The sequence below is a fragment of the Allorhizobium sonneratiae genome (genome assembly GCF_023700755.1).
Classification (GTDB): domain Bacteria; phylum Pseudomonadota; class Alphaproteobacteria; order Rhizobiales; family Rhizobiaceae; genus Allorhizobium; species Allorhizobium sonneratiae.
The window spans coordinates 32,764-59,660 of record NZ_JAMKOJ010000013.1; the positions used below are offsets into that span (position 1 = coordinate 32,764).

General features: G+C 59.6%; 26 protein-coding genes. 9 read left to right on the plus strand and 17 right to left on the minus strand.

Annotated elements, in window-relative coordinates:
* Positions 1–106 precede the first annotated feature (106 nt).
* Genes NAC44_RS19410 through NAC44_RS19420 form a run of 3 tightly spaced genes read right to left on the minus strand, consistent with a single transcriptional unit; the run spans position 107 to position 3,246 of the window.
* Positions 107–1,408 carry a M16 family metallopeptidase gene (locus tag NAC44_RS19410; protein WP_250943219.1) on the minus strand — a complete coding sequence of 434 codons (1,302 nt, stop codon included), beginning with the start codon at positions 1,406–1,408 and terminating at the stop codon, positions 107–109.
* Positions 1,409–1,458: 50 nt separating this feature from the next.
* Positions 1,459–2,856, minus strand: coding sequence for a threonine synthase (thrC, locus tag NAC44_RS19415; RefSeq protein WP_250943220.1), 1,398 nt, complete (start codon positions 2,854–2,856; stop codon positions 1,459–1,461).
* A gap of 30 nt (positions 2,857–2,886) precedes the next feature.
* Positions 2,887–3,246 carry a hypothetical protein gene (locus NAC44_RS19420; protein WP_250943221.1) on the minus strand — a complete coding sequence of 120 codons (360 nt, stop codon included), beginning with the start codon at positions 3,244–3,246 and terminating at the stop codon, positions 2,887–2,889.
* Between the two features lie 17 nt (positions 3,247–3,263).
* On the opposite strand from NAC44_RS19420, the gene NAC44_RS19425 reads away from it, so the two are divergent.
* Positions 3,264–3,869 carry a hypothetical protein gene (locus NAC44_RS19425; protein ID WP_250943222.1) on the plus strand — a complete coding sequence of 202 codons (606 nt, stop codon included), beginning with the start codon at positions 3,264–3,266 and terminating at the stop codon, positions 3,867–3,869.
* A gap of 441 nt (positions 3,870–4,310) precedes the next feature.
* Complete coding sequence (gene mhpT / locus NAC44_RS19430; RefSeq protein ID WP_250943223.1) at positions 4,311–5,546, plus strand: 3-(3-hydroxy-phenyl)propionate transporter MhpT; 1,236 nt, start codon at positions 4,311–4,313, stop codon at positions 5,544–5,546.
* Positions 5,547–5,712: 166 nt separating this feature from the next.
* Here the strand turns inward: mhpT and NAC44_RS19435 are convergent, their stop codons facing one another.
* Positions 5,713–6,327 carry an SH3 domain-containing protein gene (locus NAC44_RS19435; protein WP_250943224.1) on the minus strand — a complete coding sequence of 205 codons (615 nt, stop codon included), beginning with the start codon at positions 6,325–6,327 and terminating at the stop codon, positions 5,713–5,715.
* Positions 6,328–6,342: 15 nt separating this feature from the next.
* Positions 6,343–6,846, minus strand: coding sequence for an invasion associated locus B family protein (locus NAC44_RS19440; RefSeq protein ID WP_250943297.1), 504 nt, complete (start codon positions 6,844–6,846; stop codon positions 6,343–6,345).
* 585 nt (positions 6,847–7,431) lie between these two features.
* On the opposite strand from NAC44_RS19440, the gene ppdK reads away from it, so the two are divergent.
* Positions 7,432–10,110, plus strand: a complete 2,679-nt coding sequence (gene ppdK, locus NAC44_RS19445) for a pyruvate, phosphate dikinase (RefSeq protein WP_250943225.1) — start codon at positions 7,432–7,434, stop codon at positions 10,108–10,110.
* Positions 10,111–10,164: 54 nt separating this feature from the next.
* On the plus strand, positions 10,165–11,148 hold the full coding sequence (locus NAC44_RS19450) for an MATE family efflux transporter (protein ID WP_250943226.1): 984 nt from the start codon (positions 10,165–10,167) through the stop codon (positions 11,146–11,148).
* 3 nt (positions 11,149–11,151) lie between these two features.
* Here NAC44_RS19450 and ispH read toward each other — a convergent pair whose 3' ends face one another.
* From ispH to coxB, 9 genes are all read right to left on the minus strand, one after another.
* Positions 11,152–12,162 carry a 4-hydroxy-3-methylbut-2-enyl diphosphate reductase gene (ispH, locus tag NAC44_RS19455; protein WP_250943227.1) on the minus strand — a complete coding sequence of 337 codons (1,011 nt, stop codon included), beginning with the start codon at positions 12,160–12,162 and terminating at the stop codon, positions 11,152–11,154.
* 199 nt (positions 12,163–12,361) lie between these two features.
* Positions 12,362–13,090, minus strand: a complete 729-nt coding sequence (locus NAC44_RS19460; protein WP_250943298.1) for an SURF1 family protein — start codon at positions 13,088–13,090, stop codon at positions 12,362–12,364.
* A gap of 5 nt (positions 13,091–13,095) precedes the next feature.
* Positions 13,096–13,479: a DUF983 domain-containing protein gene (locus NAC44_RS19465; RefSeq protein WP_250943228.1), complete on the minus strand. Its 384-nt coding sequence runs from the start codon at positions 13,477–13,479 to the stop codon at positions 13,096–13,098.
* Positions 13,480–13,530: 51 nt separating this feature from the next.
* A complete protein-coding gene (locus tag NAC44_RS19470) occupies positions 13,531–14,409 on the minus strand; it encodes a cytochrome c oxidase subunit 3 (RefSeq protein ID WP_250943229.1) in 879 nt (292 codons plus the stop codon).
* Positions 14,410–14,470: 61 nt separating this feature from the next.
* Complete coding sequence (locus NAC44_RS19475) at positions 14,471–15,073, minus strand: cytochrome c oxidase assembly protein (RefSeq protein ID WP_250943230.1); 603 nt, start codon at positions 15,071–15,073, stop codon at positions 14,471–14,473.
* 92 nt (positions 15,074–15,165) lie between these two features.
* Complete coding sequence (locus NAC44_RS21285) at positions 15,166–15,300, minus strand: hypothetical protein (protein ID WP_274706972.1); 135 nt, start codon at positions 15,298–15,300, stop codon at positions 15,166–15,168.
* Positions 15,300–16,232 (minus strand): heme o synthase, encoded by a 933-nt coding sequence (locus tag NAC44_RS19480; protein WP_250943231.1) that lies wholly within the window; start codon positions 16,230–16,232, stop codon positions 15,300–15,302. Before NAC44_RS19480 ends, NAC44_RS21285 begins: the two co-directional genes overlap by 1 nt.
* Positions 16,233–16,295: 63 nt before the next feature.
* Positions 16,296–17,969, minus strand: a complete 1,674-nt coding sequence (gene ctaD / locus NAC44_RS19485; RefSeq protein ID WP_250943232.1) for a cytochrome c oxidase subunit I — start codon at positions 17,967–17,969, stop codon at positions 16,296–16,298.
* Positions 17,970–17,985: 16 nt separating this feature from the next.
* Positions 17,986–18,879, minus strand: coding sequence for a cytochrome c oxidase subunit II (gene coxB / locus NAC44_RS19490; RefSeq protein WP_250943233.1), 894 nt, complete (start codon positions 18,877–18,879; stop codon positions 17,986–17,988).
* A gap of 550 nt (positions 18,880–19,429) precedes the next feature.
* Here coxB and NAC44_RS19495 point away from each other — a divergent pair.
* The 4 genes from NAC44_RS19495 (at position 19,430) to NAC44_RS19510 (ending at position 22,602) form a co-directional block, all read left to right on the plus strand.
* A complete protein-coding gene (locus NAC44_RS19495; RefSeq protein ID WP_250943234.1) occupies positions 19,430–20,002 on the plus strand; it encodes an invasion associated locus B family protein in 573 nt (190 codons plus the stop codon).
* Between the two features lie 70 nt (positions 20,003–20,072).
* A complete protein-coding gene (gene tldD / locus NAC44_RS19500) occupies positions 20,073–21,488 on the plus strand; it encodes a metalloprotease TldD (RefSeq protein WP_250943235.1) in 1,416 nt (471 codons plus the stop codon).
* Positions 21,485–21,934 (plus strand): bleomycin resistance protein, encoded by a 450-nt coding sequence (locus NAC44_RS19505; RefSeq protein WP_250943236.1) that lies wholly within the window; start codon positions 21,485–21,487, stop codon positions 21,932–21,934. The genes tldD and NAC44_RS19505 overlap by 4 nt, the downstream gene beginning before the upstream one ends.
* Positions 21,931–22,602, plus strand: a complete 672-nt coding sequence (locus NAC44_RS19510) for an HAD family hydrolase (RefSeq protein ID WP_250943237.1) — start codon at positions 21,931–21,933, stop codon at positions 22,600–22,602. The genes NAC44_RS19505 and NAC44_RS19510 overlap by 4 nt, the downstream gene beginning before the upstream one ends.
* Here the strand turns inward: NAC44_RS19510 and NAC44_RS19515 are convergent, their stop codons facing one another.
* From NAC44_RS19515 to soxR, 3 genes are all read right to left on the minus strand, one after another.
* The gene (locus tag NAC44_RS19515) at positions 22,603–22,902 is read right to left on the minus strand and encodes a pyrophosphohydrolase domain-containing protein (RefSeq protein ID WP_250943238.1); all 300 of its coding nucleotides are present in this window, start codon (positions 22,900–22,902) and stop codon (positions 22,603–22,605) included.
* A gap of 171 nt (positions 22,903–23,073) precedes the next feature.
* Positions 23,074–24,384 (minus strand): D-alanyl-D-alanine carboxypeptidase, encoded by a 1,311-nt coding sequence (locus tag NAC44_RS19520; protein ID WP_250943239.1) that lies wholly within the window; start codon positions 24,382–24,384, stop codon positions 23,074–23,076.
* A gap of 204 nt (positions 24,385–24,588) precedes the next feature.
* Positions 24,589–25,062, minus strand: coding sequence for a redox-sensitive transcriptional activator SoxR (gene soxR, locus NAC44_RS19525; protein WP_250943240.1), 474 nt, complete (start codon positions 25,060–25,062; stop codon positions 24,589–24,591).
* Positions 25,063–25,142: 80 nt separating this feature from the next.
* On the opposite strand from soxR, the gene NAC44_RS19530 reads away from it, so the two are divergent.
* On the plus strand, positions 25,143–26,642 hold the full coding sequence (locus tag NAC44_RS19530) for an MFS transporter (RefSeq protein ID WP_250943241.1): 1,500 nt from the start codon (positions 25,143–25,145) through the stop codon (positions 26,640–26,642).
* Positions 26,643–26,897: the final 255 nt, after the last annotated feature.

Consider the following 26,897-nt stretch of genomic DNA (forward strand, 5'->3'; position numbering starts at 1 on the left):
CGGCGCGTCAGATCAACTTTTGCGCCGTTCTGTCTGTTCTGTCCTGCCGCAGGATGAAAGGCCAGGCCTCACCCGTTCATGGCAGAATTGCCTATCATTCTGTCTCTCAGCTCGCCGCCCTCAATGACTTTTTGCCCGATTGGCCAAGCCCTGCAACGATCTCTTCCAGCGAAGCCAGCCGCTCGACCGGCCCGATGGCCGACACCGTCGGCTTGCCGGTAAAGAAGAGGCGTCCGGCCAGATCGGTGAGCCTGTCGATGGTGATGCCTTCCAGCCGCTCCATCAGTTCGCCGTTAGAGATCGGCCGACCGTAAAGCATCATCTGCCTTGCAATCTGTCCGGCCCGTGCTGCCGGGCTTTCCTGCCCCATCAAAAGCTGCGCACGGATCTGCGCCCGCGAGCGGTCGATTTCCTGGGTCTCGATATGTTCGGAGGCCTTGTGCAGTTCCTGCAACAGAACCGGCACCAGTTCCGGCAGATTGTCGCCGCCGGTTGCCGCATGAATGCCGAATATTCCGGTATCGGAAAAGCCCCAATGGAAGGCATAGACCGAATAGCACAGCCCGCGGAACTCGCGCACTTCCTGGAAGAGCCGCGAAGACATGCCGCCGCCAAGAATATTGGCGAGAATCTGCGAACAGTAGAAGTCGCGCATATGATAGGCGCGGCCCTCGAACCCGATGAGGAGCTGCGTGTCCATCAGATCGCGGCTTTCGCGGGCATCACCGCCGGTATAGATCGCCGGGGCAACGGACGGCGCGACGGTGGCGGCCCCTCGTGCCAGACCGGCAAAGCGGGTTTCGACCTCGCGAACGAAAGCATCGTGATCGACGGCGCCCGCCGCCACGACGAACATGCGCTCGGTGGTGTAATTGCGCGCCATATAGGCACGGATCTGGTCGCTGGAAAAGCTTTCCACCGTTTCAGGCGTGCCGAGAATGCTGCGACCAAGCGTCTGGTTGCGGAAGGCCGTCTCAGCGAAACGGTCGAAGACCACATCGTCGGGTGTATCGACGGATGCACCGATCTCCTGCAGGATCACATGTTTTTCCCGGATCAATTCTTCGTCATCAAAAACCGATTCGGTCAGAATATCGGCCAGCATGTCGACGGCCAGCGGCACATTCTCCTTCAGCACCCGCGCATAATAGGAGGTGGTTTCGGTGGAGGTGGCGGCATTGAGCTCACCGCCGACATTTTCGATTTCCTCGGCGATCTGGCGGGCGCTGCGCCGTTTCGTGCCCTTGAAGGCCATGTGTTCGAGAAGATGGGCGATGCCGTGCTCGTCGCCCGTCTCATCGCGCGAACCGGACTTTACCCACACACCAAGCGCAACACTTTCCAGATGCGGCATGGTTTCGGTTACAACAGTCAATCCCGAAGCAAGCCGGGTGCACTCAACAGTCATGTCCACTCTTTCCGCAATTCTCTACTGCTGCGCTTTCGATCCGGTGGCGGTTATTCAGCGGCCCTGGCACGGGCAAGAATGAAATTCTCAACCGTCTTCAGCTCCGCCGAAAGGATATCGAAACGCTCCTCCCTGTCCATCAGTCCAGCAAGCCACGTTGGAAGCGCCGGGTCAATAGCCGAGGCCGATTTTACCGCCGCGGGGAATTTCGCCGGATGGGCGGTGGCCAGCGTCACCATCGGACTTTGCGGCTTCTCATGCTTTTGCGCAACGAAGACGCCACAGGCGGTGTGCGGATCGAGAAGATAACCGGTCTCGGCAAGGGTTGTGGCAATGGTTTTGGCCACATCCTTTTGTGTGGCGCGCCCGGCGCGGAAGACACGGCGGATGGCCTTCAGCGTTTCCGGCTTGATCTCGAAGGCGCCCGACTGTTTGAGACTGTCCATCTCAGCGCGGATTTCACCGGCATCACGGCCCGAGGCCTCAAACAGCAGCCGCTCGAAATTCGACGAAATCTGGATATCCATCGACGGCGAGGTCGTCGCCTGGACGCCGCGCATCTCGTAGCGCCCGGTTTTCAGCGTGCGGGCGAGAATGTCGTTGTCATTGGTGGCAATCACCAGCCGGTCGATGGGAAGCCCCATTTCACGGGCGACGTAACCGGCAAAAATATCGCCGAAATTGCCGGTCGGCACGGTGAAGGAGACCTTCCTGTCCGGCGCACCGAGCGAGAGCGCGGCGGTGAAATAATAGACCACCTGCGCCATGATCCGGGCCCAGTTGATCGAATTGACGCCGGAAAGCTTCACCCGGTCGCGGAAGGCGCCGTCATTGAACATCGCCTTCACCAGGCTCTGGCAATCGTCGAAATTGCCTTCGATGGCCAGCGCATGGACATTCTGAGAGGCCGAGGTGGTCATCTGCCGCTGCTGCACCGGCGAGACCTTGCCATGGGGAAAAAGAATGAAGACATCGACATTGGAGAGGCCGGCAAAGGCGTCGATCGCCGCACCGCCGGTGTCGCCGGAGGTCGCCCCGACGATGGTGGCGCGGGCGCCGCGCACCGTCAGCACATGGTTCATCAGCCGCCCGAGCAATTGCATGGCGACATCCTTGAAGGCGAGCGTCGTGCCGTGAAACAGTTCGAGGATATAGGCATTGGGACCGGTCTGCACCAAAGGCGCCACCGCCGGATGGCGGAAGGTGGCATAAGCATCTTCGATCATGGTTTTCAGCGCCTGATCCTCGATCTCGCCGCCGACAAAAGGCTTGAGAACGGCAAAGGCCACCTCCTGATAGGTCTTGCCGCGCAAAGCCTTGATCTCGCGCTTTGTCATTTTCGGCCATTCGCGCGGCAGATAAAGCCCACCATCGCGGGCAAGCCCCGCCAGAAGCGCATCGCTGAAACCGAGAGCAGGAGCCTCGCCGCGTGTGGAAAGATAGTCCATTCGTTCATCCCTGATCGCAGAAGGCAGGCCTCACAGGCGGCCTGCCCTGTCGTAAATTGTCCCGGATCGCCCTTCACTTGCCCTCACCCGAAACACCTCCGGGGAGCCCGCATGATCGGCGCTGTTTCGCCATGAAACACCGCTTCGCCGGGCGAAACTGTCATCGCGGCCCGATATCGTCTGAGGCAGCCTTGTCACGCGCTCCGCAAACCGGCGGAGAAAAGCTTGAATTTTCATAAAAATTCCGCGAGAGCCATGCGCCATCATCGATTTTTTGCCGCGTGGCTGGTATAGACCATCGCCAGCAGATATGAAAAGGCTTGATTGAAAGCCTTTTCGGATTTCTCGAAATGAATAGCTCTCAATGACAAGCCATTGCCAAGATGACATGCAGGAGGTGTAATCCGGTGGTTAAGACAGTTGCCCGCAGCGTGACCGCATTCTCGCTTATCGCCCTACTTGCCGGATGCAGCACCTTTGGCGGCTCCGGTTCGGCACAATCGACACCCAGCCCAACCTCTCCTGCCGCAGGAACAGCGACGGCAGCGGCAGCACCGGCTCCGGAAGGCGCCGTGATCCAGGGCGTGTGCCCGCAGGTGTCGCTGCGCGACGGCACCGCCTTTTACCGCACCTATTCAAAGCCCGGCAGCAAGAGCGACGCCGATGTCGTCTTCCAGGCAACGCTTGCCAACACCACCCGCGCCTGCACGCAATCGCCGACCAGCATGACCATCAAGGTTCAGGCGCAGGGTCGTCTGATTGCAGGCCCCATGGGCCATGCCGGAACCCTGTCCATGCCGATCCGGGTTGCCGTGGTCAATGGCGATCAGGTGATTGCCTCCGAGCTCGTGCCCTTCAGCGCCACACTCCCCAGCGCCGATCAGCCGACCCAGTTCCTGTTTACCAAGGATGTAACCATTCCAGCCAATCCGGCCCCGACAACCCAGGTCTATGTCGGTTTCGATGACGGCCCGGCACCGGCCAAACACGTTGAAAAGCGCCGGAAAAAATAAGCCCGCGACAAGCGATACAGCATCGTGCGGTTTATCAAACACGGATACGATACTGTAAGACTTTAAATCTGCTGCATAATTTTCAACTTAAATCTCAACGGATTTAAGACATTCTGCAGGAGTGCAACCGATATTGGCCGCATCCGTCAGACAGGACGGCTGCGGCCTTTTGCTGTCAATCCTTCCCGGGACAGGCCTTTTTCGCCAGCCCGACGGCTGCCATCTTGCGTTCCGGCAATTTCATTCGTATGCTCAGCATACTTTATGGGTGGAGATCTGATGGGCCGGAGGAGAGGCAAGGCCGCATCGATATCATCGATTGTTAAAGGGTGATTCTGCGAAAAGGGCTGCTTTCGCGATACGCGCGAGGGGCGAGCTCAAGCAGTCAAATGCATTTAAAATTGAATACTGTAGCGATGCACGTAAGAGGGAGGTTGCGTCATGCAAGGTTCTGCTGCAAAAACCGGGGCATCCCGGATATTTCTGCTCATTTTTCTGGCGGCGATGATCGAGGGCTTCGATCTGCAGGCGGCAGGTGTCGCCGCGCCCAAGCTTGCCCCCTATTTCAAGCTGACCCCTGCAGAGATGGGTCTGTTTTTCTCTTCCGCCACCTTCGGCCTGATTTTCGGGGCGATCTTTGGCGGCTTCGTCTCCGACCGTTTCGGACGGCGTCTTGGACTGGCGCTGTCGCTGATCGTTTTCGGGATTTTCTCGATGGCGACAGCGGCGGCCGGTTCGATCGAATCACTGGTCGTGCTGCGCTTTCTCACCGGCCTTGGGCTGGGCGGTGCGCTGCCCAATCTGGTCAGCATTGCCGCTGAAGCAGCAAAGCCGGAACGACGCGGATGGGCGGTGTCACTGATGTATGCCGGTGTGCCGCTCGGTGGCGGCGTTGCCAGCGTGATCGCCATGGCGGGCCTGCATGACGACTGGCGTTCGATCTTCATTGCCGGCGGCATCATGCCGGTGCTGCTGGTGGGGCCGCTTCTGGCGCTGCTGCCGCCATTGACAATTGACAAGGCAGAGAAAGAGGCCAGCACCGGGGCGTGGAAACAGCTTTTCTCGCAAACCGCCATTGCCCGTACGCTTTTGCTGTGGATTGGCTTCTTCTTCAGCATTCTGGTTCTTTATCTGCTGCTCAACTGGCTGCCGACGCTTCTCGTCACCCGCGGCCTGGGGCGTGAACAGGCGGGCGTGATCCAGCTGGTCTTCAACGTGGCGGGGGCCTGCGGCAGCCTTCTGGCCGGATGGTCGCTCGATTCCGACCGCAAGGTGCTGAACGGCGCGATCTGCTTTGCGCTTCTGGTCGGCTCGCTGATCCTGATGGGGCTTGCGCCCGCCAGCATGGCCATCAACACGCTGGCCGGCGCCATGGTTGGTGTCAGCATCATGGCGGCGCAAGCCCTGCTCTACGGCATTGCGCCGCAATGCTACACGACGGATGTGCGCGGCACCGGTGTCGGTCTTGCCGTTGCCGCCGGGCGGATCGGCTCCGTTGTCGGTCCGCTTCTGGGCGGCGGTCTGGTCGCTTCCGGTCGCAGCCCCTCTGAAGTTCTGATGGCCATCGTGCCGGTGGCGCTCATCGGCGGCATTGCCACGCTGGTCCTGATGGCGCGGATCTCCGGCCAACCAAAGCAGGGACGCTCAAGGGTGGCAACCGCTGCTGCCAAGAGCTGAACCGGCATCCTGCATCATTCCTTAAACCGGAATCGAGTTTAGGGTAAAATTATGCAGTAAATTTAGGGCTTTACAGCATCATGTGTTTGATAAAACGCGTGATGCCGCAGGACATGCCTTGCCCCGGCAGAAAACTGCCGGGGGACGATCATCAGAAGAGGTCCGTTCAGAAGGGGTCTTTCTCGCCGATGATTTCGGCAGGATAGACGCCCCAGACAAGACTCTGGCGGATATAGCCGGACGGTCCGCCATTCTGGACGGACACTTCACACCAATGTCCATCGCAATCATGCACATTGAGACGCACGCGCGGCTGTAACTTCGCCATCACTTGCGACAAGGGGCCGGGGGCGGCGTGCATATCGATCATCTCGCCCGAAACCGTGCGCCAGGGCGCGGCAAGACCGGTGCGCTTGCCACTGAGCAGCGCAGAATTCATCCAGCCGCTGACACCATCGCAATCACGCACCTGACGCCAGTTGCCGTATTCTTCCAGAATTTCCACCGGCAACCCCTTCGCCTCATAAACCCAGCGAATGGGATAGTCGAAGGACGGTCCGGCCCGCATCCTGGCCTTATCGGATTTGAGCGAGACGAAGCGTGGCAGGGGCAGGCCCGTCACCCGGCCTGCCTTGCGATCCATCGACGCTTGCGCAGCAGAGGCCATGGCGACGGCCATAAGACCCGTCAACAGGCAACGGCGTGACAGGCCGGGTCTGGCTGCCGCCTGCAGCACGCCATCCTCCTCGTCATCCGCTGAGGGTTTACCGGCATTCCCCATGGGTCGCCGCCTTCCTCATCGGCAGGATGCCGCCTGTTTCAACGCCGCCGATACACCGCTCAGCGAATAGCTGTAGGAGGTGTGGGTGCCGCGCGCCGAAACTGCCGTCACAGTCATCTTGTGGCCGTGCTTCATGGCGGAAACCACCTGAGCATCCTGACTTTCCACGCGGGTCCAGCCGATATTCTTCTTCGGCATCATCTCGAAACTGTTGTCGTTATCGATGGCCAGACCGATGGTCGAACCGGGCTTCAGATTATAGCCCATGATCGCCTGTGGATAAAAAGCGCCATGGCCGGTGCGTTTCGGCGCAATCAGAAAGAAATTCTTGCCATGATCGACCCCGACCGGGTTCTCCTTCACCGGAACCGACAGGACATAGCAAACGGTCTTGCCGCCATCCTTGTAGGAAAACAGGCCCCAATGGTCGAATTGCTTGATCATCCTTGGGGCCGCCGTGGCGACTGATGCCGAAAGTCCGATTATGGCAAGCATCAATGCAACGGTTTGAAGCGTCATCATGGTTGGCAAACTCCTTGAACGTGGTCCTCATAGATCGGTCCTGCACCGGCATCTGCCGATGTCGGACAGGCGCAGTCTGGTTGATCGACGACGAAAGCCTTGAAACACAGGCAAAGCCTGATCCGTTTCATCATCCGTCGTGGGAAAAAGAGCCGTGAAAATCGATTTCCATGGCCTGTTTATCGCATTCAGCGATAGAGGTGGTTACCGACAGGTTAAGATTTTATCACAAAGCCTTGAGAGGTTTGCCACGATCCATCGGGCGCATCCTGAGACAATGGGACGAAACAATGTCGCAACCGCGTCGCAAATCGACATGTTTATCCGGGCTTGTCAACCGCTGTCCTGCCCGTGCGGAACAGCTGAGACGTCGGAATGAAGCGGTTTTGCCGCATTTATGCTGCAATGCGGCATATAGTAACCGAAGAGATGTTTCAAAAGCTTTGTGGATGGACTATCCTGCCCATCTTCATTGGTTTTACAGCCAAAATCGGCTGAGGCCGCTGTGAGGATAAAGGATATCGATGCCCTTTCGATATTCTGGACGGAGGGGGAAAAGGGTGGAGAGGGAAGCCTATAACCATGGAAAAATGGGTCTATACCTTCGGCTCCGGCAAGGCTGAAGGCAGCGCCAGAGATGTGACGCGGCTGGGGGGGAAAGGCGCCAATCTGGCAGAGATGGCCGCGATCGGTCTTCCGGTGCCGCCAGGACTGACGGTTGTCAGTGACGCTTGCGTTTATTTTCTCAAGAACAACGCTCTGCCCGAGGGTCTGCGCGACGAAATCCTGGCAGGAATTGCCACCATCGAGGCTGAAACCGGCAAACGCTTCGGCGATGCGGCCAATCCGCTTCTTCTGTCGGTGCGGTCAGGCGCGCGGTCTTCCATGCCCGGCATGATGGATACGGTGCTCAATCTCGGTCTCAACGACCAGACGGTGCAAGGGCTGGGCCATAGCGCCGAAGACGCCCGCTTTGCCTTCGACAGCTATCGCCGTTTCATCCAGATGTATGGCGATGTGGTTCTGGGGCTGGACCACGCCATCTTCGAGGACATTCTGGACGACGCCAAGGCGCGTTTCGGCCATGAAAACGACACCGATCTTTCCGCCAGCGAATGGCAGGAGGTGATCCGGCTTTACAAGGCACTGATCGAGGAAGAGCTAGGTGAGCCTTTTCCGCAGGACCCGATGGTGCAGCTTGCCGGTGCTGTTGGCGCGGTCTTTTCCAGCTGGATGAGCGCGCGCGCCGTCACCTATCGGCAATTGCACAATATTCCCGGTCATTGGGGCACGGCTGTCAATATTCAGGCTATGGTGTTTGGCAATCTCGGGTCGGGTTCGGCCACCGGCGTCGCCTTCACCCGCAACCCCTCCACCGGCGAAAAGACGCTTTATGGCGAATTTCTCGTCAATGCCCAGGGCGAGGATGTGGTGGCGGGCATTCGCACGCCGCAGGCGCTGACGGAGAAAGCCCGCATTGAACAGGGCCATGACAGGCCCTCGCTGGAAAAGCTGATGCCGGAGGCCTTTGCCGAACTGACGGCAATCTGCGACCGGCTGGAAGCACATTATTGCGACATGCAGGATGTGGAATTCACCATTGAGCGCGGTGCCTTGTGGATGCTGCAAACCCGCGCCGGCAAGCGAAGCACGCGAGCGGCGCTAAAAATTGCCGTGGACATGGTCGATGAAGGGTTGATTGCCGAGGAAGAGGCCGTTTCCCGCATTGAGCCCGCCTCGCTCGACCAGCTTTTGCATCCAACCATCGATCCGCGGGTTGCCCGTCAGGTGATCGGCTCCGGCCTTCCGGCCTCGCCGGGGGCGGCAACGGGGGAAATCGTCTTCACCTCGGAAGAGGCGATGGCCGCCGAACAGGAAGGCCGCAAGGTCATCCTGGTGCGGATGGAAACCAGCCCCGAAGACATTCACGGCATGAATGCCGCCGAAGGCATTCTCACCACCCGCGGCGGCATGACCAGCCATGCGGCAGTGGTGGCGCGCGGCATGGGCATTCCCTGTGTCACAGGAGCCGGCAATATGCGCGTCGATCAGCGCAATGGCCTGCTGCTCGGCCTCGGTGTCAAGCTGAAAAAGGGTGATCTCATCACCATTGACGGCTCATCCGGCCAGGCACTGAAAGGGGCCGTGCCGATGGTGCAGCCTGAGCTTTCCGGCGATTTCGCCCGGCTGATGGACTGGGCAGACAAGGCGCGGCGCATGACCGTGCGCACCAATGCCGACACGCCTGCCGATGCGCGCGCCGCCCGCGCCTTTGGGGCCGAGGGCATCGGCCTTTGCCGCACGGAACACATGTTTTTCGAAGGCGAGCGCATTCATGTGATGCGCGAAATGATTCTTGCCGAGGACGAAGCAGGCCGCCGCGCCGCGCTCGACCGGCTGCTGCCGATGCAGCGCTCTGATTTTACCGAGCTTTTCACCATCATGCATGGTCAGCCGGTGACCATCCGCCTGCTCGACCCGCCCCTGCATGAATTTCTGCCGAAGACGGAAGAAGAAATCGCCGATGTCGCCGCGGCCATGGGACTTCTTCCGCGCCAGCTCAGCCAGCGGGTCGAGGCGCTGCACGAATTCAACCCGATGCTCGGCCATCGCGGCTGCCGTCTGGCAATCTCCTATCCCGAGATTGCCGAAATGCAGGCACGGGCGATTTTCGAGGCAGCCGTGGCCGCAGCCCGCGAGACCGGCGCGCCAGTGGAGCCGGAAATCATGGTGCCGCTGGTTGGCCTGCGCTCCGAGCTTGATTATGTCAAAGCCTGTATCGAAAAGGTGGCGAGTGCTGTGATGCGTGAAGCAGGGCTTACCATCACCTATCTGGTCGGCACGATGATCGAACTGCCGCGCGCAGCACTGCGCGCCCATGTGATTGCCGAGGCGGCGGAATTCTTCTCCTTCGGCACCAACGACCTGACCCAGACCACCTTCGGCATCTCCCGCGACGATGCGGCAGCCTTCATCCCCACCTATCAGCGCAAGGGCATCATTGAGCGTGATCCGTTCATTTCGCTGGATTTCGACGGTGTGGGCGAGCTGATCCGCATTGCCGCCGAGCGGGGACGCCAGACCCGGCCCGAGATGAAGCTCGGTATTTGCGGCGAGCATGGCGGCGACCCGGCCTCGATCCATTTCTGCGAGGATGTCGGGCTGGACTATGTCTCGTGCTCGCCCTTCCGTGTGCCGATTGCCCGGCTTTCTGCGGCGCAGGCCAGCATTTTGCAACGGCGCGAAACCGGCAAAAGCTGAATTTGTGACAGTTTTGGCTGGCCAATGGAAACCACGCTTGGTAGATCGGCAGGCATGAAGGACAACAGCGCGCCACAATCATCGCCGCCCTCAGGCCAGAAACCTTCCCGCAAACGGCGGCAAAAAGGCAGCCCGCCGGATGCGCCGCGCATGAACCGCCGTCGCCTTCGCCAGCGCGAGGAGGCTGAGAAAACCCGCTGGAGCGAGATCCGGCAGGTGATGCGCAAGGACCGGTTCAAGGCCTCTGCGCTTCTTGCCGGTTTCGGTTTCTTCCTGCTGGCGGTGTCACAGCTCATCCCGCATGATTATGGCTTTACCGAGCTTGGCGCGCTCTTCACCTTTTCGGTCTACGATCTGGTGCTGGCGATGATCGGCCTTGGCATCGCCTGCGCGATGATGGAGACACACCGGTATTTTGCCCTGGTGGTGGCCGTCTTTGTGGCCATTCTCCTGCCGATGCTGCTGTTTTTCGACCCGATTTTCGTGGTGATCCGCGACAGCGCGCTGGGCAAGGTGCTCTATCTGATTGCCCCGACAGCGGTGATCGCCACCGGTATCAGCCTGTGGCTGCCGGGGCGGTTTCGCCGCTATGGCGTGATGGTGGCGGCAGCCATCGTCGCCTTTTCCTTTTCGCTGTTTATCGGGCTCGACGATTTCGGCGTCGGCATCCCCTCCTTCGCCATGGCCTCGGTGCTTTCCGCACTCTGGATCATGCTGACACCGGCTTTTCTGCTGCGCTGCTTCAGGGGGCCGTGGCTTGTCATTCCCGCCCGCATTCTCGGCAGCTGGCTGGTGGTGATTGCCGTCATCGTCACCGTGTCGCTTTACGTGCCGCTGCCAATCAAGGTGCATCCCGACCTTTCCGCTGACACGGCGGTTCCTGGAGCGGACGAACCGCCAGCCATGCAGGATCAGGGTGCTTACGGCTCAGTCGATGCCGATGGCCCGCTTCCGTCCTTCCTTCAGGACGAGCCGAAGCCGGACCCGAACGCGCCCTCGGTTTTCGACAGTCTGAAGACGCCAGGGATCGGGAAATAACCTTCAACCGTTGACGAAGGCCATATCCTCGCTTGTCAGCTCGATCTCACGCAGTTCGCGATTGACGAGGAAATTTTCGTTTTCGACGGTGAATTCGGCCAGTTCGATCGTCGCGGCAAAGCGGGATTTGAAGGCTTCGATGATTTCATTGACCACCACTTCCGGGGCAGAAGCGCCAGCAGAGAGGCCAAGGGTGCGAATATCGCCGATATCGTCCCAGTTCAGCTCGCTTGCCCGCTGTACCAGGATCGAGCGTTTTGCCCCCGCCTTCAGCGCCACCTCGACAAGGCGCCGTGAATTGGACGAATTCGGCGCGCCGACGGTAACGAAGAGGTCGCAGCCGGGTGCGGCCTGCTTGACGGCTTCCTGCCGGTTGGTGGTGGCATAGCAGATGCTGTCGGCAGCAGGCGCTTTCAGATTGGGAAAGCGCTCCTGCAATCTGGCAATCACGCCAGCCGTATCATCGACCGACAGCGTCGTCTGGGTGACATAGCCGAGTTGGTCCGCGTCCTGCGGCTGATAGCGCTCGGCATCCTCTACCGTTTCGATCAGCGAGACCGCCCCTTCCGGCAATTGCCCCATGGTGCCAATGACTTCCGGATGACCGGCATGGCCGATCAGCACCACATGGCGACCGAGCCGTTGATGGCGCATGGCCTGTTTATGCACTTTCGACACCAGCGGACAGGTGGCGTCGAGATAGAAAAGATTGCGCGCCTCAGCATCCTGCGGCACCGATTTCGGCACGCCATGGGCGGAAAACACCACCGGCTGCTGACGATGCTCTGCCGGGATTTCATTCAGCTCCTCGACGAAAACCGCGCCCTTGGCCTCCAGCCCTTCGACGACATAGCGGTTATGCACGATCTCATGGCGGACATAGACCGGCGCGCCATAGCCTTTCAGCGCCAGCACCACGATCTGGATTGCCCGATCAACACCGGCGCAAAAACCACGCGGGCCGCACAGCCTGATTGTCAGGGGAGATTTGTCCGTCACGCTCGACCTCGTCATCCTTCGCAGATTTGGCGGGAAAGTGCCAAAACACCCTCTCTTAGCCGCTGTCATACTGCTGCATAATTCCTTAAACCGGAATCGGTTTAAGGAATTATGCAGCAGATTAAAAGTTTTACAGCGTCCTTTGTGCGCCATATATGGCGCACGGCGCTGTAAGGTGAAAGCTTTTTGCCCTTGCGACCGCAAGAACAGGCGATCACAGACCCCGCAACCGTCTGCGCCTGAGCCAGGAGAGCAGGCAGACAACCAGAAGCGCCAGCGCCAGACCATACCAGGTCAGCGCATATTGCAGATGGTTGTTGGGCAGATCGATCTGCGTCACCCCGCCGATCGGCAGACCGCCCGGCACAGGCTCCGGCCCTGCATCGAGGAAAAACGGCAGGATTTTCGCCTGATCGAGACCGACGCTGGCGGCCATCGTATCCAGATCTTTCCAGTAGAAGATATTGCGGGCCGGATCATTGTCCGGTACCAGCGCGGAGGGTTTGCCACCGAGCTTTTCCCGCGCCAGCCCGTGGATCGTTACCGATCCTGCAACCTGTCCTTCATGGCGGGAAAAGGGGTCCTTGCGCTCATCCGGCACAAAACCGCGATTGACGAAGAGAATATAACCGTCGGCCAGTGTCAGCGGCGTATAGATGTAAAAGCCCGGCCTGCCGTCATAGGTGGCGAGAAACCGCCGCTCCTTGTCGTGCTGAAACGTACCGGTCGCCGTCATTGCCCGATAATCAACCGGCTTTCGTTCCGTCACCATTCTGGCGACCGCCTCAACCGTCAGCGGCGGCTCATGCCGGCGGCTTTCAATCTCGGCCAACAGGCCCTCTTTCCAGGCAAGCCGCTGCAACTGCCAGGTTCCAAGACCGACAAGCACGGCCAGAACCGACAGCAGCAGAAACCCCGACAGCACCTGACGGACCGTGCGCATCCGGGTCACGTCCGATCAATCATGCCCTGATGGGCATTGTGCTTGAATTGCAGCGCAATCAGCAGCGCCTTGATGGTTCTGAGCAGCCAGAGTGACAGCACCACCGCCAGAGGACCGAAGATGAAAAAATGCACCCACAGGCCCGGCGCATAGGTCACCTCCGTATAGAGCGCCAACCCGACAACGAGAAAATCGGCGATCAGAATGACAAAGATCGCGGCACCGTCACCGGGGTCCATGGATGTATAATCGAAGCCGCAGACGGAACAGGCCGGTTTCAGCTTGGTCAGCCCGTTAAACAGCCTGCCATGGCCGCAGCGCGGACAGGCGGCAGACAGCGCCGCCGTCATCGGCGGCACCGGCGGATAATCATCAGCATGACCATGCATGGCGGTCCTCCCTCCACTCTGGTTTCAGGCGCTCAGAGGTTTCGGATGATTTCACCCATGAGCCAGCGGTGCACCCCAGCCACCCCAGATGTAGATGGCGAAAAACAGGAAGAGCCAGACCACATCGACGAAATGCCAATACCAGGCGGCAGCCTCAAAGCCGAAATGCTGTTTCGGGGTGAAATCGCCCGCCAGCGCCCGAAACAGGCAGACCAGCAGGAAAATCGTGCCGACGATAACGTGGAAACCGTGAAAGCCGGTGGCCATGAAGAAGGTCGCACCATAGATCGAGTTTTTGAACTCGAAGGGGGCATGCATATATTCATAGGCCTGCACGCAGGTGAACAGCACGCCGAGCAGCACCGTCAGCGACAGGCCCTGGATCAGCCCCTTGCGGTCATTATGCAGCAGGGAGTGATGCGCCCAGGTGACGCAGGTGCCGGATAACAGCAGCGTCACCGTGTTGTAGAGCGGCAGATGCCAGGGATCGAGCACTTCCACGCCCTTGGGCGGCCATTGCCCGCCGGTGAAGGCAAAGCGTGAGGCCTGGATCGCCTCATGAGAAAACAGGCTGGCGTCGAAAAACGCCCAGAACCAGGCAACGAAGAACATCACCTCCGAGGCAATGAACATGATCATGCCATAGCGCAGATGCAGCGACACCACCCGCGTATGCGCACCCTCATGCGCTTCCTTGATCGTGTCGGCCCACCAGCCGACCATGGTGAAAAGAATGATCGCCAGCCCCATGAAGAACAGCCAGGGCTGGGCCAGTTCCAGTCCGAACATCTTGAAGGAGCCGCCATGCAGATAGCGCATATAGCCGACGCCGCCAAAGGTGATGACGAAAGCGCCGATGGCCGCCGTGATCGGCCAGGGACTGGGATCGATAATGTGATAATCGTGGTTCTTGCGATGCGCTTCAGCCATGTCTGATCATCCCCTTCTCCTCAAAGCCCATGATATCAGGAGCTCTCTCCTGCATGTCGTCTCACAGTTTCGACGCATCACCCCTGCCTTGCGGCAATTGCGCCACCGGTTTTTGCGGCCCCTCCTTCGGATAAAACGTGTAGGAGAGCGTCAATGTGCCGATATTCTTCGTCTCGTCCTGTTTTGCAATCTCCGGATCGATATAGAAGACCACCGGCATGTCCCGCGTTTCGCCCGGTTTCAGATCCGTCTCGGTAAAGCAGAAACATTCGATCTTGTTGAAATAGACTGCCGCATCAAGCGGCGTGACGTTGAAGACAGCCTGACCGCGCGTCGGCACGGATGCATGATTGGTCACGCTGAAATGCACTTCGGTCGGCGCACCGATCCTGGGTGAGACGGAGACCTGATCGGATTTGAAGCTCCAGTCCAGACCCGGGGCGACATTGGCATCGAAGGTGACGCGCATCTGCCGGTCGAGCACCACGCTCGGGGCCTGCTCGGCCCGCTGGGTGGTGCCATTATAGCCGGTGACCTGACAGAACATCCGGTAAAACGGCACGGCCGCAAAGCTCATGCCGACCGCCGCACCGACAAAGGCGAGACATGCCAGCAGCACGGTCAGATTTTTACCGCCTCCACCCTCTGTGCCAGAACCCGCCATGGACCGTCCTCCTCACCGTCCGCTGCGGAACCGCAGATCTCAGCTGCAATTCCTTTCAGAGCATGCTGATGTCAAAGCCTATCCGCTCGTCTTCAATGCCCCCCGCCGATCTTGATCAGCGTCACCACATAAAACAACAGCACCAACCCGGCCAGGACCAGACCAAGGGCAAGATTGCGGCTCCTGCGCGATTTCTTCTGCGCCTCGGTCAAGGTTATTCGCTCCATCAAACCACCATCAGATAATGATCGGCCAGAAGCGCCGCAAACACCACGAACAGATAGAGGATCGAATAGGCGAACATGCGCTTGGCCGCCGCCATGCGCTTGTCCCCTTCCGGCATTTTCAAAACTGCAATGGAATAACCGATGAAAACAAGGCTCAAGACCCCCGCCACCAGCCCATAGGCCCATGAGGAAAGCCCGGTCAGCGCCGGGGCGACCGCGGCAAGCCCGGTCAGCACCGCATAGACGAACATCTGCCGCTTGGTCGATCTTTCGCCTGCAACATTCGGCATCATCGGCACGCCGACAGCGCCGTAATCGCCCATCTTGAACAGCGCCAGCGCCCAGAAATGCGCAGGCGTCCATAAAAAGATGATCAGAAACAGGATGAGACTGTTCCACGAGACATCGCCGGTGACGCAGGCCCAGCCGATCATCGGCGGAAAGGCGCCGGAAGCGCCGCCGATGACGATGTTCTGCGGCGTGGAGCGCTTCAGCCACATGGTATAGACCACGGCATAGAAGAAAATGGTAAAGGCCAGAAACGCCGCCGCCATCCAGTTGACCACCAGACCGAGGATCACCACCGAAAATGCCGAGAGCGTCACGCCGAAGGCCAGCGCCTCCTGCGGGCGGATACGTCCGGCGGGAATCGGGCGACAGGCCGTGCGGGTCATCACCGCATCGATATCGGCATCATACCACATGTTGAGCGCACCGGAGGCGCCGGCACCAACCGCGATGCAGAGAATGGCAATCGCCCCCAACACCGGATTGATCGTGCCGGGTGCAAGAATGAGACCGGTCAGGGCGGTGAACACCACCAGCGACATGACACGCGGCTTCAGCAACGCGAGAAAGTCCTTCGCGCTGGCCTCCGACAGGCGAAAATCGCCTCCCGGACCGATGCTGTCGCTGTTTTCGATGACTGCCATGACCTGTCCTGACCTGCTCATGCAAGGGTTCCGGCATAAGCCGTTCATGCCGGAACCTTTATCCTATTTGATGCGGGGCAATTGCTCCCACTGGTGGTAAGGCGGCGGTGACGACAACTGCCATTCCAGCGTGGTCGCACCGACACCCCAGGGATTGTCTCCGGCAACCCGCTTTTTGGCGAAAGCCTCGAAGATGCCGTAGAGGAAGATCAGCACACCCACGGCGGCAATATAGGAGCCGTAGGAGGAGATCCTGTTCCAGCCGGCAAAGGCGTCGGGATAATCGATATAACGGCGGGGCATACCGGCAAGTCCAAGGAAATGCTGCGGGAAAAACACCATGTTCACACCGATGAACATGACCCAGAAATGCAGCTTTCCGATGAACTCGTTATACATATAACCCGACATTTTCGGGAACCAATAATACCAGGCGGCGAAGATTGCAAATACCGCGCCGAGCGACAGCACATAATGGAAATGTGCGATCACGTAATAGGTATCGTGCAGTGAACGATCGAGACCGGCATTGGCAAGCTGCACCCCGGTCACACCGCCCACCGTGAACAGGAAGATGAAGCCGATGGCCCAGACCATGGGGGTGCGAAACTCCAGCGATCCGCCCCACATGGTGGCAATCCAGGAGAAGATCTTGATGCCGGTCGGCACCGCAATCACCATGGTGGCGAAGACGAAATAACGCTGCGCCCCCAGCGACAGGCCCACCGTATACATGTGATGCGCCCAGACGACGAAACCGACCGCGCCGATCGCCACCATGGCATAGGCCATGCCGAGATAGCCGAAGACCGGCTTTTTCGAGAAGGTCGAGATGATGTGGCTGACGATGCCGAAGCCGGGCAGGATCAGGATATAGACCTCTGGATGGCCGAAGAACCAGAAGAGATGCTGGTAAAGCACCGGATCGCCGCCGCCTTCGGGCGAGAAGAAGGTGGTGCCGAAATTGCGGTCGGTGAGAAGCATGGTGATGCCGCCTGCCAGAACCGGCAGTGACAGAAGCAGCAGGAAGGCCGTCACAAGCACCGCCCAGGCAAACAGCGGCATCTTGTGCAGCGTCATGCCCGGTGCACGCATGTTCAAAATCGTGGTGATGAAGTTGATCGCCCCGAGAATGGACGAAATCCCGGCAATATGCAGGGCAAAAATCGCCAGATCCACCGCCGGTCCCGGATGCCCGACCAGAGTGGAGAGCGGCGGATAGAGCGTCCACGCCGTGCCCGCACCGTAAGCACCGGCCGGACCTTCGACAAACATCGACAGGATCAGCAGGATAAAAGCCGGCACGATCAGCCAGAAGGAAATGTTGTTCAGCCGTGGAAAGGCCATATCCGGCGCACCGATCATGATCGGGATCATCCAGTTGGCAAAACCGCCGATCATTGCCGGCATGACCATGAAGAAGATCATGATCAGCCCGTGCGCCGTGGTGAAGACATTGTACATCTGCTTGCCGCCGTCGATGGCGGCATCGCCCTGATAGCCATAGACCATCGAGGCAAGCCCGTGGAAAATCTGGATGCCCGGCTCCTGCAGCTCCATGCGCATGATAACGGAGAGCGTGCCCCCGACAATGCCCGCCATGATCGCGAAGATCAGATAGAGCGTGCCGATATCCTTGTGATTGGTTGAAAACAGCCAGCGGGCGACAAAGCCCGGCTTATGGTCATGATCTGAATGGTGGTGGGCATGAGCGCCCTCGGCGGCAGGTCCGGCCATCGTTCTCACTCCCTCTTCAATAGCTGACGGTCTGGGCAAGCTGCTGTGGGGCGCGCACCCCGTCGACAGCCGCCATCAGGGCCTTGTTGGCCGCACCGAGGTCCTGCCCCGCAGCCGCCATCCAGGTCTTGTAACGATCCTCCGATACCACTCTGATGGCAATCGGCATGAAGGCATGATCCTTGCCGCAGAGCTGCGAACACTGACCGTAGAAAATTCCTTCCTTGTCAGCCCGGAACCAGGTTTCATTGAGGCGACCGGGAATGGCATCGAGCTTGATACCGAAGGCGGGCATGGAGAAGGAATGGATGACATCGGTGGGGGCTGCCGTCACCAGCACCCGCACGGTCTTGCCGACCGGCACCACCATCTCGTTGTCCACGGCGAGAAGGCGCGGATAAAGCGCCTTGTCGGTCTTGCCGGCGTTTGCCCTGTCGGTCTCCTTCAGCATGAAGCTGTCGAAAGCGAGCGGCTTCTGTCCACCCTCATATTCATAGTTCCACTGCCATTGCGTGGCGGTGGCCTTGACCGTCACATCCGGGTTTTGCGGAATGACCAGCTGATAGGTTAAAAGATTGAACGAGGGAATGGCGATGAAAAACAGCACGAGCACAGGCCCGAGCGTCCAGGCGAGCTCGATTGCCGTATTGTGACTGGTGCGTGAAGGCACCGGATTGGCGCTGGCGCGAAACCGCATGACGACGATGATCAGAAGTGCCAGCACGAAGAGCGTGATCGGCACGATGAACCATAAGGTATAATGGTTGAACCAGCGGATCTGCTGCATCACCGGCGTTGCCGCCGCCTGCAGATCAAACTCCCATTGGCGGGGTTGGTCCGCAAGGGCGGGCAAAGCGCCCGCAAGACAGAAAATGACACCAATCCAGCAAGAGATGGCTTTCCTTATCATGATTGTCTCTTCCTCCCCCGTTTGATCCAAATCAATGGCAAACGTACAATCTCTGATATGATCCTAATTTATACTCACAAGTCCCCTTCCGACGCAACAAGGCGCTTTGGTGCGGCATGCGGCATTTTCCCTCAGGGCCAAGGGGAAAGGCGCTGTGTGACAGCCCGACACGTCACAATTTCCACCATGACGCTCTAAACTTATGGTCGTAAAAGAGCCGCTCCACAGGCTGACGCCCGAAGGATGCTCTTTCGTGCCATCGTCCCAATAATGCCGTACTCGGCTGGAATGAGACTGTGTCGCCGGTGGAAATCCCCTCTCATCCGTCTCTCTTTTCTGCCTCAACCGAGGCAGATAGACGTTGGCGATCCGGCGAATATCTGCTTAGAGGGACTTTATAGCGCAACATGCACGATCCAACATGGGCAGACTGATTCGTATCTCAGAGGTTTCAATGGCCATTCCAGAGCATAAATCGACCGGAGCGAAGCGAAGAACCGGTCGTCAGGGTCGCTTCGCCATTCTCGCAGCCGCCGCTCTGGCATGCCTTATGTCTACGCAAACTGGCTATGCCCAGGACGCAAGCCCTGCCAAGAACCCGGGTTCTGCGAACGACAAGGTACAGACGACCCCCGCTGCAAAAGCCGCGCAACCCCAACCCGGCAGCCCCTCTTCCGTTCCTGCCCAGCAGCCGGGAACCGTGCGGGCCAATTACGGCGCCTGGTCGATTGTCTGCGATACGCCTGCGGGTGCGGCCAATCAGCAATGCGCACTGATGCAGAATGTGATTGCCGAAGATCGCCCGGAAGTCGGGCTTTCGGTCGTGGTGTTGAAAACCGCCGACCGAAAGGCAAAAATCCTGCGCATTCTGGCACCGCTTGGCGTGTTGCTGAAAGACGGCATGGAGCTTTATGTCGATAACAACAATATCGGCCGGGCCAATTTCACCCGCTGCTTTGCCGAGGGCTGCTATGTCGAGGTGGAAATCGACGACAAGCTGATGCAGATCCTCAGAAACGGCAAGAGTGCCGTCTTTGCCGTGCGCGAATCCGCCGATCAGGACCGCATCGGCATTCCCGTGGCGCTGAACGGTTTTGCTCAGGGCTATGACGCCCTGCCCTGATGCCTGCGCTTCACCTTGTCGCGCATGGTCCTGATCATTACATGAGGGGACCATGCTGTAGGAGACCGTTATGACCACCGACCTGATCAGCCTTTTCGATTGTGACGAACGCGCGCTGGAGCAAACGGTTGCCGAAGCCCTGAAAGGGGCTGATGATGGCGAGCTTTACATTGAACAGGCTCAGGCTGAAGCGCTGACCTTCGACAATGGCCGCCTCAAGGGCGGCAGTTTCAACACCGATCAGGGCTTTGGCCTGCGCGCCGTGGCGGGCGAGGCCATCGGCTATGCCCATTCCGGCGAAATGTCGCGCGAGGCGCTGAAACGCGCTGCCGATGCGGTCAGCGGCGTCACCCGCGGCTATGCCGGCTCTTATGCCGATGCGCCACAGCGCAGCAATCGCAAGCTCTATAGCGACGAAAATCCGATCGGCAGCCCGAGCTTTGAGCAAAAGGTGACGCTGCTTGGCGAGATCGACGCCTATCTGCGGGCCAAGGACCCCAAGGTGCGGCAAGTGACGGCACAGGTGGCGGCCAGCTTTCAGGTGGTGGAAATCCTGCGCGCCGATGGCCACCGTGTGCGGGACATCCGCCCGATGACCCGGCTGAACATTTCCGTGGTCACCGGCGCTGGCGACCGGCAGGAATCCGGTTCCTACGGGTTTGGCGGGCGGATCGGCTTTAGCGATTTCTTGAGCGAAGACAGCTGGAAGGCGGGTGCCGACGAGGCGCTGCGTCAGGCGCTGGTCAATCTGGACGCCGTTGACGCACCGGCAGGCTCCATGGATGTGGTGCTTGCCAATGGCTGGCCGGGCGTGATGCTGCATGAGGCGGTCGGCCACGGGCTGGAAGGCGATTTCAACCGCAAGAAAACCTCCGCCTTTGCCGGGCTGATGGGCGAAATGGTCGCCGCCCCCGGCGTCACCGTGGTCGATGACGGCACGATCGACGGGCGACGCGGTTCGCTCAGCGTCGATGACGAAGGCACGCCGTCTGCCTATAACGTACTGATCGAAAACGGCAGGCTGGTCGGCTATATGCAGGATCGGCAGAATGCCCGGCTGATGGACATGGCGCCCACCGGCAATGGCCGCCGTCAGGGCTATGCCCATCAACCGATGCCACGCATGACCAACACCTATATGCTTTCCGGCGACAAAACGCCGGAGGACATCATCGCTTCGGTGAAGCGCGGCCTCTATGCCGTCTCCTTCGGCGGTGGACAGGTGGATATCACCTCGGGCAAATTCGTCTTCGGCTGCACCGAAGCCTATCTGATCGAAAACGGTCGGATCGGCGCTCCGGTCAAGGGCGCGATGCTGATCGGCAACGGACCGGAGGCGATGAAGCGGGTGACGATGATCGGCAATGACACGAAACTCGACACCGGCATCGGCAATTGCGGCAAGGCTGGCCAGTGGGTGCCCGTCGGCGTCGGCCAACCGCATCTCAGGATGGACCAGATCACGGTGGGCGGAACGCAGGCGTGAGCGTAAGCGGCTTTAGCGGCAACGCATTGGTACCCGAACTGGCCGTGACCGATTGGTCAAACAGCCGGGCCTTTTATATCGACATCCTCGGCTTTTCCCTCCTCTATGAGCGACCGGAAGAGGGGTTTTCCTATCTTGCGCTGGGAGAGGCGCAGATGATGATCGATGAGATCGGGCAAGGCCGGACCTTTGCTCTTGACACTGCGCCCTTTGATGCGCCCTTTGAAAAGCCTTTGGGACGCGGCCTGAACCTGCAAATCCGGGTGGATGAGATCGCGCCGCTGGCTGAGCGACTGGGCACAGAAAACATTCCCCTCTATCTTCCCCTGGAAGACAAATGGTACAGGCGTGGCGATCACGCCGTCGGAAACCGACAGCTGATCGTGGCCGATCCGGACGGCTATCTTTTGCGTTTCTATCAAAATCTTGGAGTGCGCCCGCTGTGACGGCTTTGCCTTTTCGCCTTCCCCGCCCGCCCAAGGCCGTTGTCTTCGACATGGACGGGCTGATCCTCGACAGCGAAATCCTCTATCGCAAATCGGTGATCTCGGCGGGCGCAGCCTCAGGCCTTGACGTCGGTCCTTCCGTTTATGAAGCCATGCTGGGGCGTCCCTGGCCGGGCATCGTCGCGCTGCTGAAGGACCATTACGGCGCAGATTTCGATGCCGATGCCTTTCGTCTGATCTGGATCGAGCATTTCGACGCGCTGATTGAAAACGAGCTGGCGCTGAAGGCCGGCGTGATTTCGCTGCTCGACCGGTTGGATGCCGTCGGCCTGCCGCGCGCCATCTGCACCTCCTCCACCCATCGGGCCGTACAGCATCATCTTGGCGGTTTCGATCTTCTGCATCGCTTCCACCATATCGTCGCCGAGGGCGATTACGCCAAGGGCAAGCCTGCACCCGATCCCTATCTGACGGCGGCATCAAGACTGGACATTGCTCCGCAAGACTGTCTGGTGCTGGAGGATTCCTTCAACGGCATCCGCTCCGCCGCCTCTGCCGGCATGATGGCAGTAATGGTGCCGGACATGCTGGCCCCCAGCGACGAGATCAGGGCACTCGCCACGCTCGTGATCAACGACCTCACCGAGGTTGGCGATCTGATCGGCTGATCAAGGCTTGAACCGCCATTTCCGCTCGATCGCCGCCTCAAGATCGAGGCCGTGATGGCGGGCAAAGAGGAGAACATGGCCGAGAAGATCGGCGGTCTCGTCGGCCAGCATTGACCTTATCTCAGCCTCTGTCATGCCCTTGGACCGGCTGCGGCCGCTCAAGCGGTTGGCGACCTGCAAGACTTCGCCCGCCTCCTCCGCCAGCTTCAACAGAAACCAGTCGCGGTCCCGCACCAGCCCATGGGTTTCAGCATAGCGGGCTGACGCCGCCTCGAATTTCTCCATGAGATCATCCAGCATGAAGTTCTCCTTTTGTTCTTGACTTTATGCTCCGATTCCCTCAGATTGTCGACAGGAAAAAGGCCCCATAGGGGGCCTCTCATGCAGGATATCAGATGACCGAGCATCGGGCGAAAAGTGGAAACCGGTTTTTCGCCAAGCCGATGCGTCAAAAAAGACTTGAAACAGGCACTATCCCCGAGCGGGCATCAGCACGCAATCATAGCGGCTTTCGACCAGTTTCTGGCAGGCGCTCTGCGCCTCTTCCTTGCTGGTAAAGCCGGTGAAACGGGCGCGATAGACGGTGGCGCCATTGCGGGTGACAGCTTCGGTGTAGATATCGCGATCCGTCAGCGGGCCGCCGATCTTGCGACGGATAGACTGCAGCATGTTCATTGCCTGTTCGGCGCTCTGGGCTGCGGCAATCTGGATCTGCCAGGAGCCATCCCGGTTGAGCGGAATGGGTTTGAGCGGCCGCGGGTGAGCGCCCATGATCATCGCATCGGCGGCCGCGGCGGCACTGTTGGCGCTGCCGCCAGCATAGGCATTGCCGAAACGGGAGCCGAGCACCGGCGTGTCAACATCAGCCACGGTGACCAGTTTTTCTTCCGGCGTGTCACGATGCACCGGGGTCGGGATGCTGCCAGTGGTGGCGGCCACGACGATGGGCGGCGTCGGTGTGGCGCTGGCAATCAGCGAATCGCCATCCTGCGCCCTGGACAGGTTCTGATTGATCAGCCGCGCCATCAGATTGTCGCGGCTGGCGGCGGTGCGACCGCCCATGACCACGCCGATCACGCGCTTGCGCCCGTCTTCGACGGCGCTGACCAGATTGAAGCCGGAAGCATCAGTATAGCCGGTCTTGATACCGTCCATGCCCTTGAAGCGGTACATGAGATTGTTGTGACCATAGATGGTACGGCCACGGAAATCGAATTTGCGGGTGGAAAACAGCTTGTAGTCATTGGGAAAATCACGCAGCAGCGCCACCGCCATCGTCGACATGTCCCGCGCCGTGGTGATCTGGCGGTCATCCGGCAGGCCAGAAGCATTGACATAAGTGGTATGCGGCATCCCCAGTTCGCGGGCCTTTGCCGTCATCATCTCGGCAAAATGCTCTTCCGTGCCACCGATCTTTTCCGCCAGCGCCACAGCCGCGTCATTGGCCGACAGCGTGATCATGGCCAGAATGGCCTGACGCACGGTAATGACATCGCCGGGCTTCAGACGCAGCTTGGTCGGCGGACGCGAGGCGGCATGTTTGGAAAACGGCACCGGGCTGTCCCAGCTCAGATCGCCCCGGCGGATCGCCTCGAAAGCCAGATAGATCGTCATCATCTTGGTCAGCGATGCCGGATGATTGAGCGTATCGGGATGATCGGCGGCAAGAACCCGGCCAGTGCGGGCATCAAGCAACAGTTGCGCCCCGCCCGCCAAGGCGTTTGTAACCATCAGGCTCATCGACAGAAGAACAACGGAAAGCCCGATGAAGGGTCTCAGCATGGGGCCTCCAGACTGGTAACGTGACATGCAATCGACTCATTTTCAAACGCAACCGACCGGCTCGTGCGAACCGGTCGGTATCCCCCAAATGGGGCGAATTTCGTTCAGTCCCACCATCTTGCCAAAAACTGTTAACGATTCCTTTCGAAATTGCGGCAAGTTTGTGAATTCTATCGTGATCACTCTGTTTTAACAGGATTTTTATCAATCCCCCTCTCCTTGCTTCTGCCGCCTTTGCGCCAAAAGCACAGCACCCGTCCCCTGCGCGGCAACCGTGTCATCCGGATTGAACAGCGCGCAATGGCGCATGGACAGACAGCCGCAGCCAATACAGCCGTCCAGATCGGTCTTCAGCCGGTTCAAAACCCGGATGCGCTCATCCAGCGCTTCGGTCCACAGCGTCGCCATGGCCCGCCAATGCTCCTTGTCGGCGATGCGGCCCTGCGGCAAGGTGGAAAACAGAGCCGCCACCTCCTTCAGCGGAATACCGAGTGTCTGCGCTACCCGGATGATTGCCACCCGGCGCAACACATCGCGGCCATAACGGCGCTGGTTGCCACTGCTGCGATCCGAGGCAATCAGGCCCTTGCGCTCGTAAAAATGCAGGGCCGAGACCGCCACACCGCTTCTCATCGCCACCTCGCCCACGCTCAGTCCCTGCTGGTTCTGTGCTGACATGCATTTTCCCTCTTTACCTCAACTTTGGTTAAGGTTGTAGCGTGCCAATCGTTATTTGACCACCCGCAAGGATCGTTTCGATGCATGATACCCGCGCCCGCTCCGATAGAAAGCCGGATCACCTCTCCACGGCCAAGGTGCCGCCGCTGTGGCGCACGCTGTTCGGCGCGGCATACCGGCTGGTGACCATCACAATTCTTCTCGGTGTCGGGCTTTATGCCTTTAACGCCTTTCTCGTGGCCACCATTTTGCCGACGGCAATCCTGGACATTGGCGGGGAAAAACTGTTGTCCTGGGCCTCCTCCCTGTTCCTGATGGCGTTCATCATGGCGGGCGTGGCAGCACCTTCTCTGCGCCAGCGTCTGTCGATGCGCATGGCGTTGGTGCTGGCAAGCCTTGCATTTGGCGCGGGCACGCTGCTGTGCGCCGCAGCGTCAAGCATGGGCATGGTATTGGCCGGGCGCAGTCTTCAGGGCGCGGGCGAAGGCATGGTCGCCGCCCTCTGCACCATGCTAATCCCGGCGGTCTATCCGCCAGCCCTGATTGCAGCACTCTTCGGACTGGAAGCCGTCGTCTGGGCCGGAGCCGCCGCGACAGGTCCGTTGCTTGCGGGCCTCGTCACACAGTATCTGTCCTGGCGAGTGGGCTTTTTGCTGAATATGCCGCTGATTGCGCTGTTTCTGGCCCTTGTGGCACTTGCGCCGCTGCCACATGAGCACACAAACCAGCAATCAGGCCAGCAACCAGGCCAGCAATCAGGCCAGCAACCAGGCCAGCCATCCAGCCACGTGCCTGCCGCCCCGTTTCCCATCGGCCGCCTGATGCTGACGGTGATCGGGCTGCTGCTGCTTCTGACGGCAGGCCTGACGCCTCTTGCCATTTCCCGCCGGGCTATGATCGGTCTGGCCCTGTTTGCTCTGGTCGTGACCGTCCAGCTCGACCGCCATGCCGCACAGGGTCTCTTTCCCCGCGCCACCTTCGACCGCGCCAGCGCAATCGGTCCCGGGCTGTTCCTGGTGCTGCTCATGCCTTTGGCCCAGGCGGGCGGTCAGGTGTTCAACGTCTATGCCTTGCAACATATCTGGGCTCTTTCGCCTGGCCTGGCTGGTGCCATGTCGATGCTTGGTGCGCTCAGCTGGTCACTTGCCGCCATGCTGCTTTCCCGCCAAAGCGATGAAAGCGTCAAGAACCGGCTGATCCTTGCCGGTGTCCTGACCGAGCTTGCCGGACTTTGTCTGCAAATCCTCAGTCTTGCCGGGCAAAACCTCTCCTTGATGATTGGCGGTATCATCCTCACCGGAACAGCTTTCGGTCTGGCATGGGCCTTTCTCAGCCAGAAGCTCATGGCTCTCAGCCCCTTGGGCGAGCGCGATGCGACCGCTGGCCTGATCCCGACCCTGCAATCGGCAGGCTATGCCATCGGCGCTGCCCTTGCCGGTCTTGCCGCCAATGAAGCGGGGTTTTCCGCCCATGCCTTGCCACAGACACTTGGCCATGCCATCGGCGTCAGCCTGACGGTCGGTTTGCTCATGGCTGTTATCGGATTGGTCTGCGCCCGCCTGTTCGTCAAGAGGATGTAAAGAGATGCCCATTAAGATGACGATGATGATAGAGATCACAATCGTGGTTTTGATGACGCCAAATTGAAGATGAGAGGCTTATTTCAAGGCCAAAGCAAAAGATATGAGCATCGTGCCAACTCGGCATGTCTTATGCTGCTTTCACTGAAAGGCGCTCTCTCCTTAATCCGGACAGGATAAATACAAGGTTCTGCTGATGAGGTCATGGGATAGGAACGAAGACGGACGGCAGCGGCGCATCCATCGCCTTCCAAC

What these genes read in the sequence shown, in the direction of transcription:
- soxR (WP_250943240.1), bottom strand. Translation starts at nt 25,062, where the DNA reads ATGTCAGCACAGAACCAGCAGGGACTGAGCGTGGGCGAGGTGGCGATG.
- NAC44_RS19420 (WP_250943221.1), bottom strand. Translation starts at nt 3,246, where the DNA reads ATGTCATCTTGGCAATGGCTTGTCATTGAGAGCTATTCATTTCGAGAA.
- NAC44_RS19480 (WP_250943231.1), bottom strand. Translation starts at nt 16,232, where the DNA reads ATGGCAGTCATCGAAAACAGCGACAGCATCGGTCCGGGAGGCGATTTT.
- coxB (WP_250943233.1), bottom strand. Translation starts at nt 18,879, where the DNA reads ATGATAAGGAAAGCCATCTCTTGCTGGATTGGTGTCATTTTCTGTCTT.
- NAC44_RS19460 (WP_250943298.1), bottom strand. Translation starts at nt 13,090, where the DNA reads ATGCGCACGGTCCGTCAGGTGCTGTCGGGGTTTCTGCTGCTGTCGGTT.
- ppdK (WP_250943225.1), top strand. Translation starts at nt 7,432, where the DNA reads ATGGAAAAATGGGTCTATACCTTCGGCTCCGGCAAGGCTGAAGGCAGC.
- NAC44_RS19475 (WP_250943230.1), bottom strand. Translation starts at nt 15,073, where the DNA reads ATGGCGGGTTCTGGCACAGAGGGTGGAGGCGGTAAAAATCTGACCGTG.
- NAC44_RS19450 (WP_250943226.1), top strand. Translation starts at nt 10,165, where the DNA reads ATGAAGGACAACAGCGCGCCACAATCATCGCCGCCCTCAGGCCAGAAA.
- NAC44_RS19495 (WP_250943234.1), top strand. Translation starts at nt 19,430, where the DNA reads ATGTCTACGCAAACTGGCTATGCCCAGGACGCAAGCCCTGCCAAGAAC.
- NAC44_RS21285 (WP_274706972.1), bottom strand. Translation starts at nt 15,300, where the DNA reads ATGGAGCGAATAACCTTGACCGAGGCGCAGAAGAAATCGCGCAGGAGC.
- NAC44_RS19470 (WP_250943229.1), bottom strand. Translation starts at nt 14,409, where the DNA reads ATGGCTGAAGCGCATCGCAAGAACCACGATTATCACATTATCGATCCC.
- NAC44_RS19410 (WP_250943219.1), bottom strand. Translation starts at nt 1,408, where the DNA reads ATGACTGTTGAGTGCACCCGGCTTGCTTCGGGATTGACTGTTGTAACC.
- NAC44_RS19465 (WP_250943228.1), bottom strand. Translation starts at nt 13,479, where the DNA reads ATGCATGGTCATGCTGATGATTATCCGCCGGTGCCGCCGATGACGGCG.
- ispH (WP_250943227.1), bottom strand. Translation starts at nt 12,162, where the DNA reads ATGACGAGGTCGAGCGTGACGGACAAATCTCCCCTGACAATCAGGCTG.
- NAC44_RS19515 (WP_250943238.1), bottom strand. Translation starts at nt 22,902, where the DNA reads ATGCTGGATGATCTCATGGAGAAATTCGAGGCGGCGTCAGCCCGCTAT.
- NAC44_RS19440 (WP_250943297.1), bottom strand. Translation starts at nt 6,846, where the DNA reads ATGACGCTTCAAACCGTTGCATTGATGCTTGCCATAATCGGACTTTCG.
- mhpT (WP_250943223.1), top strand. Translation starts at nt 4,311, where the DNA reads ATGCAAGGTTCTGCTGCAAAAACCGGGGCATCCCGGATATTTCTGCTC.
- NAC44_RS19530 (WP_250943241.1), top strand. Translation starts at nt 25,143, where the DNA reads ATGCATGATACCCGCGCCCGCTCCGATAGAAAGCCGGATCACCTCTCC.
- thrC (WP_250943220.1), bottom strand. Translation starts at nt 2,856, where the DNA reads ATGGACTATCTTTCCACACGCGGCGAGGCTCCTGCTCTCGGTTTCAGC.
- NAC44_RS19435 (WP_250943224.1), bottom strand. Translation starts at nt 6,327, where the DNA reads ATGGGGAATGCCGGTAAACCCTCAGCGGATGACGAGGAGGATGGCGTG.
- ctaD (WP_250943232.1), bottom strand. Translation starts at nt 17,969, where the DNA reads ATGGCCGGACCTGCCGCCGAGGGCGCTCATGCCCACCACCATTCAGAT.
- tldD (WP_250943235.1), top strand. Translation starts at nt 20,073, where the DNA reads ATGACCACCGACCTGATCAGCCTTTTCGATTGTGACGAACGCGCGCTG.
- NAC44_RS19520 (WP_250943239.1), bottom strand. Translation starts at nt 24,384, where the DNA reads ATGCTGAGACCCTTCATCGGGCTTTCCGTTGTTCTTCTGTCGATGAGC.